This is a genomic window from Gordonia terrae, from assembly GCF_001698225.1.
Taxonomy (GTDB): domain Bacteria; phylum Actinomycetota; class Actinomycetes; order Mycobacteriales; family Mycobacteriaceae; genus Gordonia; species Gordonia terrae.
Window position 1 is genome coordinate 4,988,936 of sequence record NZ_CP016594.1, and the last position, 16,035, is coordinate 5,004,970.

Genomic DNA, 16,035 nt, shown 5'->3' on the forward strand with positions numbered 1-16,035 from the left:
CCGGTCTCAGCCCGGTCCGAGCCGCTCGACGGTCCCGTGATCGCCGTCGACCCGCACGCGGTCGCCGGTTCGCAGCACGCGGGTGCCCACCAGGGTGTTCACGACGCACGGCAGGCCGTACTCGCGGGCGACGACCGCGCCGTGGGACACCGAACTGCCGATATCGGTGACCAGGGCACCGATGACGGTGAAGTACGGGGTCCAGCCGACATCGGTGACGGGTGCGACGAGGATCTCGCCACGCTGCACCTCGCGCGCCTCGACGATCGACTTCGCCACGCGCACCACACCTTCGACGGTGCCGCGGCTCGCGGGACGCCCGACGATGCGATCGTCGGTGGCACCGCGTCGCGGGGCGGCGACGAGCGGGAACGGTCGTCCCACCGACACATCCTCGAACTCGAGAGAGTCCTGGAACGACAAGGCTTCTCGACGCTGCCGCGCGCTCTGCACCAGGCCGGTTGCTTCCGCGGGTTCGGCGTCGACGAGACGCTGCAGCTCGGCGCGGTCGAAGAAGAAGACGAGGTCGGCGTCCGGCAGTCGTCCGGCCTCGGCCAGCACCTCACCGAGATGCCGGTATCCGCGCTTGAGTGCATGAGCCATCAGCGCCATCCGGGACTTCGTCTCCTCGCGACCGCGTGCGCCGCCCTGCGCCAGGCGGGCGAGGAGCCGGATCGCGGCCGGCGGCGTCTCGTCGACGGCGGCCGGGGCCGGAATCCGGGCGACGGGGTCGAGCGCCGACCGCACCATCACCTGCATCATCGCGCCCAGGCCGCCGGGGTCGTCGGCCCAGGACGGGTCCCGCATGCACAGTTCGCGGTACCCGCGGTGACCGTGCCATTCGAGGAAATGCCGCAACGCGCGACCGGCGTCGCCGGAGGCCGACCGCAGGTCGATGACCGCGTCATCCGGTGCTGCAGCAAGAAACTCCCGGGCAACCGCGGGGTCGGCCGCGATGGTGTGGACGACCGCGTCGAGTTCCGCGAGCATCATGGCGCTCTCGACTTCCGACGCACCGGCCATGAGCCGCGCGGCCTGCGCCTTGCCGTCCTCCTCGGTGCGTCCGTCTTTCACCGCCTGGCGCACCAGGACACCCTCCAGGACGTTGGCCGCCACCGCGGCGCGCGACGACGAGCGCACATGGGTCAACGTCACATCGCGGTACTGCTCGACACCGGTCTCCAACTGCTGCAGCACAACCCGCGGATCGCGGCTCGTCGGAACCGGGAAGGCCGCGATCTCGGCGGGCAGTCGCCGGATGGCCGGGCCCACCGACAGGGCATGTGACGTGAGCCGGATCGTGTTGCCGAGCTTCCGTCGGAAGGGCTGTGCCGGCTTCGGTGTCAGCTCGTCGATCACCCGGCCGCAGATCGACATGGAGAACTGTTCGAGCGAGTTGCCGATGATGCCCGAACTCAGCGCCGTCCCCTCGGTCAGGTTCAGGAACATGTGCCCGTAGAAGTAACCGACCTGCAGCCAGGGCTTCTCGTAGCTCTCCTGCGCCCTCGCGACCACCTGCACCATCTGCATCGCGTAGTCGATCGCGAAGCCGGAGACCGACGCGGTCAGGGGGCAGAACGCGCCCGGCATCATCTCGCCGATGTTGCATCGCGTGTACACATGGTCGGCACCGGCCAGTGGCGAGTCCATCTCGTTGAGGTCACCGGGGAGCGTGGTGATCGGCCGTGCCTGCAACCACCACAGTTCGCCGGCTTCGTCGATGGCCCACTCGAGGTCCATCGGTCGACCCCAGTGCTGCGCGGTGCGCAGGGCACCCGCGCGGACCTGTGCGATCTCATCCGGGGACAACACCGGCGCGGCAACGGATTCGTGCACCACCGTGTTGCCGTCCACATCGAGCACGAGGTGGTCGGGAGCGGCGGACCCGTCGACGAGTGCCTCCCCCAGTCCCGCGACGGCGTCGATGACCATCAGATCGCGGCGCCCCGACGTCGGGTCCGCGGTGAACACCACGCCTGCGGCGCGTGCGTCGACCATCCGCTGGACGACCACGTGCATGGTCGGCGCGGCGTGTCCGCTGTAGGCCGAGGCACGACGGGAGTGCACCGAGGCCGCGCACCTACGGACGGCGTCGGTGAAGGCGTCGACGGAATCGACGCCCAGCACCGTGTCGTACTGGCCGGCGAAGGACTGGTCGTCCCCGTCCTCCCCCACCGCCGAGGACCGCACCGCGACCGGAGTCGTACCCGCGGCCACCAGGTGGCCGAACCGGGCCGTCACGTCGTCGAGAGCCCCGTCTACAGACGCATCGGCGATGACGAACCCCGTCGGGACCGGCAGACCCAGACGACGCAGTTCCGCCAACCCGGCCGCCTTGCCCCCGTAGCGGTCGTCGACGATGTCGTCGAACTCGACGACGCTCGGCGTCACGTCGATCTCCTGCGTCATCTGGAGCCGCCGAGCGCGTCGACGATCTCGGCGAGCGCATCCACGGCGATGGGACCCGGCTGATAGAGGCAGATCCGGTCCGACACACCGTCGACCCGGTCGCGGATGTGCGCAGCGACCTCCTGGGGCGTTCCACACGCCGCGATCGTGTGCAGCATCTCGTCGTCGATGAGGCCGGCCATCTCCTGCCACCGGCCCTGCTTGGACATCATGTTGAGCTCCGGTTGTAGATCTCCCCAACCGTGCGCTTCCAGCACCGGCCGGTATGCCGGAGTGGAACCGTAGAACGCCAACAACATCCGCGTCGAGGCGTGGTCATCGTCGAGATCTGAGCCGACTGTCACATTCGGCCCGCTCGCTCCGCTCCCGGCAACCGAGACGATGATCTCGGGCACCACCTCGAAATCGTCCTCGGACCGGCCGGCCGCCGCGAGACCGTCGCGTACGGCGGGCAGCGTCGTCTCGTGCAGGAACCGCTTGGTTCCGAACGGCATCACCAACAGGCCGTCGGCGACCTCGGCGGTCGCCCGGGTGAGCCGAGGCCCCAACGCGCCCAGGTAGATCGGCGGCGGCCCGTACGGGTTCGGCCCCGGGACGAAGGTCGGCGTCATCAGCGTGTGCCGGTAGTACTCGCCGCGAAAGTCCAAGCGCTCGCCGGAGTTCCACGTCGCGAAGATCGCGCGCAGTGCGCCGACCATCTCCTTCATCCGCTCGACCGGACGGTCGAACTCGACGCCGTAGCGCTTCTCGATCTGAGCGCGGACCTGAGTGCCCAGACCCAGGATGAATCGCCCCTCGCTGAGCAGTTGCAGGTCGTTGGCCTGGTGCGCGAGCTGGATCGGGTTGCGCGGGAACGCGATCGCGACGTTGGACATGATGTCCAGGCCCGTGACCGACGATGCGAGCACGAGCGGGGAGAACACGTCGTGCGGCCCCTCGAAGGTGAACACCCCCGATGCGCCCGCCTCCTGCAGGAGCTGTGCGCGTTCCACCGCATCGGTCGGGTTGAACAACGCCGTCATGATCTTCATCGCGCGCCTACTTCGCCACGTCGGTCCAGTCGGAGAAACCCGACGGGTGGTGCGGGCCGATCACGCCGTGCTCGAACAGGCCGGCGCCTCGTCGGACGGTGCCGTCGGGCTCGGTGCACACGGCCGACCCGACATGGTCGATGAGACTGAACGGCGCGCGGGCCATGACATCGTCGTCGGTCAGGTCGAAGGTGACGCGTTCGGCGAACGCACCCTCCTTCCAGGTGCCGTGCGCCCACGAGGTGTCGCCACCGTATCCGGACCCGAAGGCGATGGGAGCGAACAACTTCGACTCGACGTCGAGCTCGATCCGGTCACCGGACCGATTCAGGAACTCGACGTGTGCGCCGTGGGGAATCCTGGTGCCGGACGTGTAGTGGATGGTGACCCGCACACCGTCGAGCTGCTCCACACGGCCGTCCCGCCAGCGACGCGTGCAGTCGTACAGGCTCCGATGGCCGTCCGGGTCCTCCTGCAGGATCAGGAACAACTGGAAGTCCTCGAAGGCCAGCGGGAGGTAGAGCCACCACATCCCGCGGAAGGAGGCGTCGGGCCGTCCCGCGGGTTCGGCTTCGCCCACCGGCCTGATGCCCCAGGACCGATCCCGGCTGGCCACACTGCTGTCGTGATCGACGGGCAAGCGCTCACCGTCGATGTCGATCCACCCCTCCCACGACCCGACCTGGGCAAACCGACACGCCTCCAATGTGACCCGACGTTCGGTCAGCATGTCGTGGGGCTTCTCCAGTGCCGCCGGGAACAGTCCCCGCCACGTGAGATCGGCGGCGACACCCTCGGTTTCCGCGAGGGTCAGGTGCATCTCCTGCAGCGGTTCGACGACGTCGAGACGGTACCCGTTGACGTTCTGGTGGAGCCGGTCGTCGTCGATGGCGTCGCTCAGGTGCACCGCGGTCTGCGTGTCCCCGCGACGCACCACGAAGTAGGCGTCCTTCACCCCGAGCCGGGGGTAGTAGCCGATGCCGGTCAGTGCCATGAACCGGCCCTCGCGGTCGAGCACGTTGAAATACGAGCGGTCGTAGAAGTTCCGGTCCGACGTCGCAGGCCAGGTGACCGGGGCCGCCGTCTGATGGATCGGGTACTCGTCGAGCGGACTCAGTTCCACGAAGACTCCTCTAATACGATGCACACTGTATTGGAACTACGATGGAACTCATGACAGCAGATGGCCAGAGGGAAAACAAGAGGTCGACGTCGTCGGCACCCGGGCGGCCACGCGACGGGCGGATCGACGCCGCGATCATCGCGGCGACCCGCGAACTGATCCTCGAGACCGGTTACCCCGCCCTGTCGCTGTCCGCGATCGCGGCCCGTGCCGGCACGACGACGGCCGCCATCTACCGGCGATGGTCGGGCAAGCCCGAACTCGTCCACGAGGCGGTGCTGTCCGCCGAGACCCTCGCCCCGCCAACCGGTTCCGGAGACGTGCAGCAGGACATCCGTGCCCTCGTCGAGATCGTCCGCGCGATGTTCAACCGACCCGAGGTGCGGGTGGCCCTCCCCGGCCTGATCGCCGACACAGTCGCATCACCCGACGTCCACAGTCAGATGATCGCCCGGCTGGCCGGCGACCTCACCGCCTTCGAGTCCCGCTTTGGCCAGGAACGCCGCGACGACGACCGGTTGCCCATGCTGGCGGAGGTCGTCGCGGGCACCGCGATATTCCGCATCCTCATCCGCAGCGACGCCGCGCTCGACGACGCCTGGGTCGATCAGATGGTCGAGCTCATCACAGAACGCTGGCCGGCGGGCTGATAGGCCCACGTCCCAGATCGACGAGCGCCTGGAACACCCGCGTCGGGTCCTCGGCGATGCGATTGAGAACGTACAACCACCATTCCGAGCCGAAGATGCAGTACTCGCGAGTGGAGATCCCGTCCGTCGCCAACCTGTCGAGCAGGTCGGTACCCAGACCCATCAGCATCTCGACCTCGACAGACCCGACGGCGCCGACCGCCCCGAGGACGTGCGACAACAGCGTCTCGTCGTGCGTCGCAAGGGTGAGCGAGCCGCCGGCGTCGGCGATGCGGCGCGCCAGTCGTTCGTAGCTCCGAGCGATGGAGCCGTGCCTGCAGGGTGATGCCCACGTTGTCGTAGCGGTGCGCCAGCCAGTCGTAGACGTCGAGAACCTGATCGGTCCGGTCCGACCCCTCGGCGGAGATCATGAACACGGAATCGACTGCGGCGCACGCCTCTGCCAGGCGGGCGCTGTTGTCCCGCACCAGATCTTCGGAGACGAGAAGTCCGATGTGCGACAGATCGCCGGAGACCGTCGACGGCAGCCCGGTCCGACCGATGTGATCGGCGACGGAGACGAACACATCGGTGGCCGCACTGGCCTCGGCGGCGTCGCGGACGCTCTCGCCCGTGAACTCGATGCTCACCCGATGTCCGCGCTCCACCGCGCGCCCTCCGGCGCGGATCGCGGATTCGACATCCTCTCCCGCCGTGTACCGATCGGCGACTCGTCGCGCACACTCGGCGAGCGCGGGATCGGCCATGACCCGGGACTTCAACTCTTCGTCGAGCGCCCACCGGCGGAGTGTGTCTGCCGCACTTGTTGTTTCCATGTCATACCGCCTCTGCTCACGCGCCTGCCGACCAGCACACACTACGCGGAACACGCCGAAAGTCGATGTACTGTACCGCCATGGAACGACACGCCTCGGAGGCGTTCGGATGCTCGAGCGATCCCGCCGATCGAGGAGAGGTGAGATGATCACCCTGCACGAGGACTTCACCGGCGACCGTTTCGACAGCCGGACGTGGATCGCCGACTACCTCCCGCACTGGACGAGACCGTCGAACTCCGCGGCTCGGTGGACCACGTCCGGGGGACGTTCGAGACTGTGCATCGACGACGACCAACCCGCATGGCGGCCGTCGGAGTCGACGATGCGCGTCTCGAGCCTGCAGACCGGACACCACGCCGGTGAGGTCGGCGGCGTGGTCGGTCAGCACGCGCACCGAGACGGGCTCACCGTGGCCACCCACCGTCCGTCGGAGATCCTGTTCGCACAGCGGCACGGCCGCTTCGCAGTCACGATGAGTGCGATTCGCGACCCGGCGTCGATGGTGGCGTTCTGGCTCCTCGGAACGGAGCAGCGACCGGAGGAGTCGGGGGAGATCTGCGTCGCGGAGATCTTCGGCCCGGGGCCCGGCGAGCCCTGGACGCTGGGTGTCGGCGTGCACCCGCACCGGGATCCGCGCATCGTCGACGACTTCTCCGTCCTCGAGATGGCCGACGATCTCGCCGACCTCCACGAGTACGTCGTCGATTGGGGGCCCCACCGTCTCGTGTTCAGCATGGACGGACGCGTCGTCAAGGAGGTCCGGCAGTCCATCGATTACCCGATGCAGCTCATGCTGAGCATCTTCGACTTCCCCGACCGCGCGATCTCGGACTCTCCGCTCGCCTACCCCCGCATCCTGGATGCGGCGTATGTGCAGGTCAGCACACTCGACGGCGACTGAGTCCGGCCCCGCCGCCGGGTCTGCCGGCAGGCGAACCTTGCCGGACCCGCGTCCCTCGTTTTATTGTTTGCCATACAAACACTGTCGCAGGACATTGACGACGAGGATTCTCATGCCCACGACCGGACGCGCAACGAGAGAGGCCGGCAAGACCACGCGCAAGTCGCTGCTGCGCGCTGCCGCCGAGGTGTTCGCCGAGAACGGCGAGTCGGCGTCCGTGGCGCAGATCTGTCAGCGTGCCGACGCCTACCCGAACCAGGTCACGTACTACTTCGGCTCCAAGGAGCAGCTGTTCGTCGAAGTCGCCGGCGCCGGCGTGCTGCGTGCCGGGCGTCGCGCTGAGGAAGCCGCCGCCGGCGCCGAGACCGTCCGCGAGTACACGAACACCCTCGTCGGCACACTCCTCGGACCCTGCGCGCGGGACGTCGAACTCTTCGCGACGGCAATGCTTCTCGTAGCGCGTCGTACCGATCTGCGGCCACTCATCACGGACACACTCACAGTGCTGCACGAGCGCGGTGAAGAAGCGTTGCTCTCCACGCTCGTCCGCACCGGCTGGCAGCTCCGCGCCGGGATCGACGTCGAGGCGCGGGCGTTCTGGTCGGCGATCTTCGGACTTGCGGTCCAGAAAGCCTCCACCGGAGCCGATTTCGGCTATCGACTCGAAGACGCGGTGGCCGTCGTCTTCACCAATCTCCAGATCCCCGACGAGGTGTTGGACAGTCCGCTCCGCCCGGTCGGCCCGCTCCGCCCGGTCGACACCGACACCAACACCGACACCGACACCGACACCGACACGCCATCACCCGCAGCACAGGAGGCATGATGACCCAGTCCGCGAGTTCCGTTCGGCCGCAGCCGCATCTCACCCACGAGGTGTTCAACCAGTCGGCGCCGCGGGTCGACGTGAACGAGTACGAACTCGACACGGTGCTACGGGAGTCCGTCAACCGCCACGACGCGGGCTGGGGTGATGCCGAACTGCGCGAGATCGGCGCCCTCGTCGGCAGCGAATCCTTCAAGCACGACGCCCAACTGGCGAATACCGTCATCCCGACGCTGCGCACGTTCGACCGATGGGGCAATCGCATCGACGAGGTCGAGTACCACCCGGCCTATCACCGCATCATCTCCGCGTCGATCGCCCACGGGTCCCACACCCGGTGCTGGGCGGACCCGCAGCCCGGTTCTCATGTCGTGCGGGCCGCGGCGTTCATGCTCTTCGGCCAGATCGAGCCCGGTCACGCGTGTCCGGTGTCGATGACGAATGCGGTCATCCCGTCCCTCGAGCTGCAGCCCGACGTCGCGGCCCAGTGGGTACCGAAGGCACTGTCGCGCAACTACTCCCCCGACCTCTCCGCAGGCAAGGACTCGGCGATCTTCGGGATGTCGATGACCGAGAAGCAGGGCGGCTCCGACGTACGCGCCAACACAACGGTCGCGGTTCCCGCCGGCGTCGGCGGCCCGGGCGCGGAGTACCTGCTGACGGGGCACAAGTGGTTCTGCTCGGCCCCGATGTCGGATGCCTTCCTCGTCCTCGCACAGGCCCAGGGCGCCGGGGGCGAGGGGCTCTCGTGTTTCCTGCTCCCGCGCATCCTGCCCGACGGCACCCGCAACGTCTTCCGCATCCAGCGGCTGAAGGACAAGCTGGGCAACAAGTCCAACGCATCGAGTGAGATCGAACTCGACGGGACCGTGGCGATCATGGTGGGTGAACCCGGCCGCGGCGTGCGCACCATCATCGAGATGGTCGCGCAGACCCGCCTCGACTGCGTTCTCGGTTCAGCTGCGGGCATGCGTCAGGCCGTGGCGGAGGCGGTCTGGCACGCCCGGCACCGCAGCGCCTTCGGCGCGACCCTGGCCGACCAGCCCGCGATGACCGCCGTATTGGCCGACCTCGCACTGGAATCCGAAGCCGCGACCACCACCGCCATCCGACTCGCACGCGCGCACGACGAGGACGCCGGCCCGCAGGAGCGGGCCTTCCGCCGGCTCGCGACGGCGGTCTCGAAGTACTGGATCTGCAAACGCGGCCCCCACCACGCCTATGAGGCCCTGGAATGCCTGGGCGGAAACGGCTACACCGAGGACTTCCCGCTCGCCATGCGCTACCGGGAGCAACCGGTGATGGCGGTGTGGGAGGGCTCGGGCAATGTCATCGCACTCGACGTCCTACGGGCCATGACCCGCGAACCCGAGTCGATCGCCGCGTTCGACGCCGAGGTCTCACTCGCCCGCGGAACCAGTCGCACCCTGGACATCCACCTCGACCACCTGCGCGACCGGCTCGGCGAGCTGTCCCGGCTCGACGCCGCCGATGCCCAGCGGCGGGCGCGGTCGACCGTCGAGGCCATGGCCCTCGCCCTCCAGGCGTCGCTGCTCGTCCGGCACAGTCCCACCGCGGTGGCCGATGCGTTCATCGCCGCGCGACTCGGCCCCGACCGCAGCCTCGAGTACGGCGCACTCCCGGCCGGCGCCGATCTGCGCGCGATCCTCGAGCGGCACTGAACAGCGAATCACGTCAGAGCGAGTTCTCGGCAGCGGCGAGGATCTGGCGTCGCAGGGTCGAGGACGTGTTGGGCAACCACATGGCGCGGACGGGCGCGAACGGCGGGTCGGTGAACTCGACGATCCGGATGCGATTGACGTAGATCCAGCCGGGTTCGTTGGTGACGAAGGCACACGCATCGGGATGCGCGATGACGGCGGTGTGCGGGGGCGTGCCCAGCAAGGTCGACAGGATGATCCGCGGTTCGAAGCCGGCGCGCCGGCACATGCCGACCAGGATGTCGGTGTACTCGTACTCGTGCTCGGGGCCCCACACGACGATCTCGTAGCCGGCGAGGTCGGCCATGTCGACCCGGTCGTGCGCCGCGAGCGGATGGTCGGCGCGCACTGCCAGGCGCAACTCGTGCTGTGTCGCGATGGTCGTGGCCATGTCCGGTGGCGCCGCCACACCACGACCGAGGGCCATGTCGATGGCGCCGGACAGCAACTCGTCGCGGATGAGTTCCGCGAAGACCGGCCGCACGGTGATCGGCACCGACGGATCGGCGAGGACCACCGGTTCGATGATGCGGAACACCTCGGAGGAGGCCAGGTCGGGGGCGTGGCCGATGACGAACGGGGCCGGCGACCCGGCGTCGACGCGCCGTACCTGGGTCGCGAGTTGCTCGCCACCGGCCAGCAACGGCACCGCCCCGCGGTAGAGCGCTTCGCCCGCGGGGGTCGGCGTGAGGCTTCGGCGTGACCGCGAGAAGAGCTCGACACCGAGGTGGCGCTCCAATTCGCGGATGGCCGAGGAGAGCGCCTGCTGGCTGATGAACAGGTCATCCGCGGCGACCCGAAGGCTCGGTGCCTCCATCACGACGACGAACATTCGTAGCCGCCGTAGGTCGATATCGCGTAGTCCGGGGTCCCCAGGACCATTCATCAACCATCTCCTGTCAGTTATCCCGATTGATGTGATTGTAGGTTGACCATCGAGACCATATGCTGAATTCTGCGAGGCCGGGTTCGCGCCGGCCAGATCGCATTCGGACTACCTGCTGGGGTCCCTCCCGCGGAGGGGACGGGAGGACCCCAGCAGGAAGCGGCTGATCGGGCCCGATTGGCACGACCGTCTCAGCACGCATCAGATCGACGGCGATTCTGCCGATTCTTACATCTTTCGCTCCGTCGGGTCATATCGCCGAATTCGGGACGAAACGATCTTTAATCGTCCTCTAAACTACGTAATGTGCGTTCGACGATTTTCGCCGCCGCATGCGGGTGCGTGTCGCGCATCACGAGCGAGAAAAGAGGGCGTCGCCATCGGGTACCTGGAACGCGAGGGCAACGAGGCGCGGCCGACCGCACGTTTCCGGGCGCTTCGCCACGGGCCGATGTCCGACGAGACCTCCGGCCACCGCGACCTCTACGACGACGCCGATCATGTCCTCGAACAAGTGCGTATGCGCGAGTGGCATGTCCGCTTCACGATCGCCGTGCTGGTCGCGGTGTGCGGGGTACTCGGAACGATTGCACTCCTCACACCGAGCGGCACGCAGGGTTCCGTTCCTCGCTCGATCGCGCTCGGGATCGTCGTCGCCTCGACCATCCCGATGGCCTTCGTCGTCAGCCGGGTTCACCTCGGCGTGATCTGGTGGACCAAACAATCCTCGGTCCGGGGATTCAACACCGCATTCGTCCTGTGGGCCGACGCCGTCCTGACCGTCGCTCTCGTCGCCATCACCGATATCGTGCTGGCCCAGTTCTGCGCTGTCATCTTCGCGGTGATCGGTTCTTACGTCGCCCATTTCGTACGCAGTGTGGTCGCATACGCGCACATGATCTACTCGAGCATCACCGTGTGCGCTCTGGGAATTGTCTCCTGGTCCGACGGAACCCCGTTCATGAATGTGCTGTTCACCTCGCTCGCACTATTGGTCGCGACCAATGGCACGACGGCTCTCCATCGCAGTTACACATCCGATTTCCAGCGATCGCTGAAACATCAGCTCATCATGGCCAACACCGATTCACTCACCGGGTTGTTGAACCGTCGTGGCTTCATCTACGCGGCCACCACGATGCTCCGCCGCAACCCCGCCGTTCCGTTCGCGCTGATCGCCGCGGATGTCGATCGTTTCAAGGGCATCAACGACGAACACGGGCATGCGACCGGTGACGACGTCCTGCAGCGGGTCGCGGAGATCCTGCAGGGCGCGAAGGCCGAACACGCAGTCGTCGCGCGGCTCGGCGGCGACGAGTTCGCGATCGCGACACTCGCGGACGAGGGCTCGGTGCGCGCTCTCGCCGAACGCATCCGCACCCAACGCATCACGACTCGCGGCGGTGCAACGGCCTCCATCAGCCTCGGCATCGCCGTCGGTGTCACCCCCGGCGGCCACATGTCCTCCGACGACGCCGACGCGTTCATCAGGGGCGAGTTCGACGTCGCCGACGAGGCGCTCTTCGACGCCAAGGCCGCAGGGCGCGGCACCTACGTGGTGGCGGGCCGGTCGACCTCCGGACCGCCTACAGGAGCACGCCCGGATTCAGCAGACCGTCGGGGTCGAGAGCCCGCTTGATCCGTGCCGTCAGTTCCATGACGTCGGCCCCGACCTGATCGGGCAGCCAGCCCTTCTTCAGACGTCCCACCCCGTGCTCACCGGTGATGGTGCCGCCCAGACGGATCGCGAGATCCATGATCTGACCGAAAGCGACCTGCGCGCGTTCCGCCTCGTCGGGGTCGGCGGGGTCGAAGACGATCAACGGATGGGTGTTGCCGTCGCCGGCGTGGGCGATCACCGAGATCATGACCCGATTGCCGGCCGCGATCTCGGCGACCCCGTCGATGAGCTCGGGCAGGGACGGCAGCGGAACACCGACGTCCTCGAGCAACAACGATCCCAGCTTCTCCACGGCCGGGATCGCCGCGCGGCGGGCCGCGGTGAACGCCTCCCCCTCGGTGGGGTCGTCCGTCGCGAAGACCTCCCCCGCCCCGTTGCTCTCGAACGCCTTCTGGATGAACTCGACCTCGGCCGCACCGGCGGCCCCCGGAGCGTCGGACTGGGCGACGAGGAGCGCACCGGCCTCCCGGTCGAGGCCCATCCGCATCAGGTCCTCGACAGCGTTGATGGCCACCGAATCCATGAACTCGAGCATCGCCGGCCGGATCTCGGCGGTCACCGCCAGAACGGCCCGGCTGGCCTCGTGCACCGAGGAGAAGACTCCGACAACGGTGCTCGCCGGCCCCTGCGGCGGCAGAAGTCGCAGCGTCACCTCGGTGATGATCCCGAGGAGTCCCTCGCTCCCGACGAACAATTTGGTGAGCGGCAGCCCCGCGGAGTCCTTGAGCTGCTTGCCCCCGACCCGGACCGCGCGGCCGTCGGCGAGCACCACCTCCAGACCCAGGACGTAGTCCGTGGTGACGCCGTACTTGACGCAGCACAGTCCGCCGGCGTTGGTGGCAACGTTCCCGCCGATCGAGCAGATCTCGAACGACGACGGGTCCGGCGGATACCAGAGCCCGTGAGCCGAGGCCGCCGCCTTGACCTCCGCGTTGAACAGGCCGGGCTGCACGACGGCGGTCCGCGTCGCCGGATCGACCTCGATGTCGCGCATCTTCTCGGTGGAGAGCATGATCGCGCCGTCCACCGCCGTCGATCCCCCGGACAGGCTCGTACCGGCGCCCCGCGTGATGATCGGGACGCCGTTCGCCGCGCACCAGCGCACGGTGTTCTGCACCTGCTCGGTGGTCGTCGGCCGCACCAGCGCGAGCGGAGTGCCCGCCGTCGGGTCGGCGGCGCGGTCCTGCCGGTAGCCGGCGAGGATGTCGGCGTCGGTGACCACCATGCCGTCGGGGAGGGAAGCGGCCAGCGAACTCGGGTCGGCACTCATCCGTTCAGAGTATTCGCCACGCCGACGACCACGGTTTCAGTTTGATACATGGCCGGACGCGGCCCCTGCCGGGACAATGAGCGTCGTGAACGATTTCAATGCGACCGTCATCAACGAGTTCCGATCCAACAACGGACATGTCGAGACCGCCGGCTTCGGCAAGAATCTCGTGCTGCTGCACACGCTGGGCGCCAAGTCCGCCGAGCCGCGGATCAATCCCCTCTTCGCGCTTCCCGACGGCGGCAGCTGGCTGATCATCGGGTCCTTCGCAGGGTCACCGAAAGCCCCCGCCTGGGTGCACAATCTCCGTGCCCACCCCGATTCGGTCGCTGTGGAGGCACCGTCGGAGGACGGCGTCGAGCGCCTCGACACCGCGGTGAGCGAAGTCGAGGGCGACGACTGGGAACCGGCGTGGCAGAAGTTCATCGAGGCGTCCGAGCAGTTCCTGAAGTACACCGAGACCGCACAGGGTCGCCGATTCCCGATCTTCCGCCTGACCCCGACTCGCTGACACCGGCTCGCTGACACCGGACTTCCCGTCGCACGAGGATCGGCACAACTACCCTGTCAGGGGTGTTCGAGGTTGGTGAGAACGTCGCCGGCTTCACCATCGACGACTTGCTCGGTGGCGGGGCGAGCGCGGATGTGTTCCGGGTTCGGGATCTGCAGGATCGGTGCGATGGGCCGATTGCCCTGAAGGTCCTGCACCCGAACGCGTCCGATCACGCGCGAGTCCGTGAGCGCTTCGAACGCGAGTTCGGGATCGCATCACTGCTGGACCACCCGCACATCGTGCGTATGCTCGCGCACGGCGAGATCGCCTCACCGCGTGGGTCGCTCGGCCCACGACACCTGCCGTCGATGTGGCTGACCATGCAGTACATCGGCGGACCCGCCGCGACCGCACTCGTCCCGGAGCGTGGCGACGAACCGGACATGGGCACCATCCTGCGCGTGGCGACGCAGATCGCCGGGGCACTCGACTACGCGCACGCCCAGGACATCCTGCACCGCGACGTCAAGCCCGCCAACATCCTGCTCTCCCGCACCCCCGACCCGCGATCGGGAGACGGCGCACCCCGCAGTGCCGATCCCCCCGATGCCTACCTCTCGGACTTCGGGATCGCCCAATTCCTCGACGACACGCGGCCGCTCGCCCGCAACGGACGCGTCCAGGGTTCGATCGGCTACGCCTCACCGGAACTCCTCCAGGCCCAGAAGCTCACGCCGGCAACCGATTTCTACGCGTTCGCCTGCACCCTCGTCGAACTCATCACCGGCACACCGCCGTATCCGCGCAACACCGCCTTCGCGATCACGCATGCGCACCTGAACGACGACCCGCCGAAACTCACCCGGCGCCGCCCCTGGTTGCCGTCGGCGACGAACTCGATCTTCGCCAAGGCGCTGGCGAAGAATCCCGAGGACCGGTACCCCTCGTGCACGGCGCTGGTGGAGATCCTGACCCGGCTCATGCGCGACGTGCCCGTACCGGAGCCGGCGCGGCGCTCGACGTGGTGGACTCGGACCCGCTGAGCGCTCAGCGCGTCGGACCGTCGATGGAATACACGCGGAACGCTGTGTCGCGGAAAACTTTTCGCAGGGCCTCCGAGCCCCACTGGGAGACGCAATCGGCGAGCGCGCCCACGAGGACGTCGACCGCGGCGTTGGGCCGATCGATCGGGTAGTTGGACCCGAACATGATGCGGTCGGACCCGAAGTGGGTGATGACATGCTCGACGAAGGGACCGATCATCTCGGCGAGGGTGGCCTGGCCGCCGATGTTGCCCCAGCGTTCGTGACCGTAACCGAGGATCGGCATCGCCAGGCCGGACAGCTTGACCACCACGTTGCGATAGGTCGCAAGCGTCGTCATCCGCTCCCGCCACAACCGCCAGATGTCCGCGCGCGCAGCCGCTGTCGCACCGGTGCGCACCCCCACAGGACCGAAGACCCCGGCCGGTATGCCGAAGTGGTCGAGGATGATCGTCGTGTCCGGATACTCCCGGGCCAGCAGGATGACGTCGTAGAGCTGGTGTGAGTAGACCGACGCCTCGAAGACGAGATCGCGGCTCGCGAGTTCGGCGAACCCCTCCAGGAACGCCGTCGAGGACAGTAGGTTGTCGGTGTCCCCGCCGTCGCGCACGCGCGGATCGGGATGCCGCGATGCGACGATGCGGATGCCGCGGAACCGCGGGGACGCCGCGAACTGCTCGTCGAGCATGTCCGCGAACGTCCGGGTGCGCGGATCGCCGTGCGAGATGACGGCGCCGAGACGCGGCGTGCCGGCCTGACCGAACGGCAGACTCTCCAGATACCGCGTCTCCTCCACCGCGGTGCTGTCCACCGGGGGTTCGGTGGCGTCGGCGGCCTCGCGGCGCCAATGCGACTCGACGTGGACCACGGTGTCGATCGGCACCCCCACCACGGTCGGGACCAGCGCCGCGTCGGTGGCGTACTGCCGCGGCTCGTAGGCCCGGGCGACGGTGCGCGGGGTCAGGATGTACTCGCGGTCGGCGCGCGAGACCACCAGGGGGAACACCCGGTCACCCAGGGTGGGGAGGAATCCGTACAACCTCGACGCCCGCGTGGCCGCCCACGGGGTACGCCGCGGGTTCCAGTGCTGCACATGGGCATCAACGATGCCCGTGAGGACCCCTTCGAGGGACGTCATCCCCGTACCTTGCCACACCTCATCACTGCCCGACATGGGATGCCG

14 protein-coding genes and 1 pseudogene are annotated in these 16,035 nt (G+C 68.0%); 7 read left to right on the forward strand and 8 right to left on the reverse strand.

The genetic code is table 11. The features are described 5' to 3' along the window. Positions 1-6: 6 nt before the first annotated feature. Genes BCM27_RS22105 through BCM27_RS22115 form a run of 3 tightly spaced genes read right to left on the reverse strand, consistent with a single transcriptional unit; the run spans position 7 to position 4,563 of the window. Positions 7-2,409 carry a PEP/pyruvate-binding domain-containing protein gene (locus BCM27_RS22105; protein WP_004022351.1) on the reverse strand — a complete coding sequence of 801 codons (2,403 nt, stop codon included), beginning with the start codon at positions 2,407-2,409 and terminating at the stop codon, positions 7-9. Beyond that, a complete protein-coding gene (locus tag BCM27_RS22110; protein ID WP_004022352.1) occupies positions 2,406-3,440 on the reverse strand; it encodes a TIGR03617 family F420-dependent LLM class oxidoreductase in 1,035 nt (344 codons plus the stop codon). Before BCM27_RS22110 ends, BCM27_RS22105 begins: the two co-directional genes overlap by 4 nt. 7 nt (positions 3,441-3,447) lie before the next feature. Beyond that, positions 3,448-4,563: an Rv3169 family protein gene (locus tag BCM27_RS22115; protein ID WP_004022353.1), complete on the reverse strand. Its 1,116-nt coding sequence runs from the start codon at positions 4,561-4,563 to the stop codon at positions 3,448-3,450. Positions 4,564-4,613: 50 nt separating this feature from the next. Between BCM27_RS22115 and BCM27_RS22120 the strand changes: the two genes are divergently transcribed. Beyond that, positions 4,614-5,213, forward strand: a complete 600-nt coding sequence (locus BCM27_RS22120) for a TetR-like C-terminal domain-containing protein (protein ID WP_033204865.1) — start codon at positions 4,614-4,616, stop codon at positions 5,211-5,213. Here the strand turns inward: BCM27_RS22120 and BCM27_RS26135 are convergent. Both BCM27_RS26135 and BCM27_RS26270 read right to left on the reverse strand, forming a co-directional pair. Continuing rightward, entirely contained in the window at positions 5,188-5,433 is a 246-nt protein-coding gene (locus BCM27_RS26135; protein ID WP_004022355.1) for a hypothetical protein, read from the reverse strand. The genes BCM27_RS22120 and BCM27_RS26135 overlap by 26 nt on opposite strands. A gap of 130 nt (positions 5,434-5,563) precedes the next feature. Beyond that, positions 5,564-6,028, reverse strand: a pseudogene (locus tag BCM27_RS26270) (proline dehydrogenase family protein); the annotation flags it as partial. A gap of 145 nt (positions 6,029-6,173) precedes the next feature. Here BCM27_RS26270 and BCM27_RS22130 point away from each other — a divergent pair. From BCM27_RS22130 to BCM27_RS22140, 3 genes are all read left to right on the forward strand, one after another. Then, positions 6,174-6,932, forward strand: a complete 759-nt coding sequence (locus BCM27_RS22130) for a glycoside hydrolase family 16 protein (protein ID WP_004022357.1) — start codon at positions 6,174-6,176, stop codon at positions 6,930-6,932. A gap of 112 nt (positions 6,933-7,044) precedes the next feature. Next, entirely contained in the window at positions 7,045-7,758 is a 714-nt protein-coding gene (locus BCM27_RS22135) for a TetR/AcrR family transcriptional regulator C-terminal domain-containing protein (protein WP_004022358.1), read from the forward strand. Further along, positions 7,758-9,440 carry an acyl-CoA dehydrogenase family protein gene (locus BCM27_RS22140; protein WP_004022359.1) on the forward strand — a complete coding sequence of 561 codons (1,683 nt, stop codon included), beginning with the start codon at positions 7,758-7,760 and terminating at the stop codon, positions 9,438-9,440. The genes BCM27_RS22135 and BCM27_RS22140 overlap by 1 nt, the downstream gene beginning before the upstream one ends. A gap of 13 nt (positions 9,441-9,453) precedes the next feature. Here BCM27_RS22140 and BCM27_RS22145 read toward each other — a convergent pair whose 3' ends face one another. Continuing rightward, positions 9,454-10,365 carry a LysR family transcriptional regulator gene (locus BCM27_RS22145; RefSeq protein WP_004022360.1) on the reverse strand — a complete coding sequence of 304 codons (912 nt, stop codon included), beginning with the start codon at positions 10,363-10,365 and terminating at the stop codon, positions 9,454-9,456. Positions 10,366-10,816: 451 nt separating this feature from the next. On the opposite strand from BCM27_RS22145, the gene BCM27_RS22150 reads away from it, so the two are divergent. Beyond that, positions 10,817-12,004, forward strand: a complete 1,188-nt coding sequence (locus BCM27_RS22150; protein ID WP_004022361.1) for a GGDEF domain-containing protein — start codon at positions 10,817-10,819, stop codon at positions 12,002-12,004. Here BCM27_RS22150 and BCM27_RS22155 read toward each other — a convergent pair. Continuing rightward, complete coding sequence (locus BCM27_RS22155) at positions 11,952-13,316, reverse strand: FAD-binding oxidoreductase (protein ID WP_004022362.1); 1,365 nt, start codon at positions 13,314-13,316, stop codon at positions 11,952-11,954. The genes BCM27_RS22150 and BCM27_RS22155 overlap by 53 nt on opposite strands. An 85-nt stretch (positions 13,317-13,401) precedes the next feature. On the opposite strand from BCM27_RS22155, the gene BCM27_RS22160 reads away from it, so the two are divergent. Next, complete coding sequence (locus BCM27_RS22160) at positions 13,402-13,827, forward strand: nitroreductase/quinone reductase family protein (RefSeq protein ID WP_004022363.1); 426 nt, start codon at positions 13,402-13,404, stop codon at positions 13,825-13,827. Positions 13,828-13,889: 62 nt separating this feature from the next. Continuing rightward, the gene (locus tag BCM27_RS22165; RefSeq protein ID WP_004022364.1) at positions 13,890-14,852 is read left to right on the forward strand and encodes a serine/threonine-protein kinase; all 963 of its coding nucleotides are present in this window, start codon (positions 13,890-13,892) and stop codon (positions 14,850-14,852) included. Positions 14,853-14,856: 4 nt separating this feature from the next. Here the strand turns inward: BCM27_RS22165 and BCM27_RS22170 are convergent, their stop codons facing one another. Next, on the reverse strand, positions 14,857-15,990 hold the full coding sequence (locus BCM27_RS22170) for an amidohydrolase family protein (RefSeq protein ID WP_033204872.1): 1,134 nt from the start codon (positions 15,988-15,990) through the stop codon (positions 14,857-14,859). Positions 15,991-16,035: the final 45 nt, after the last annotated feature.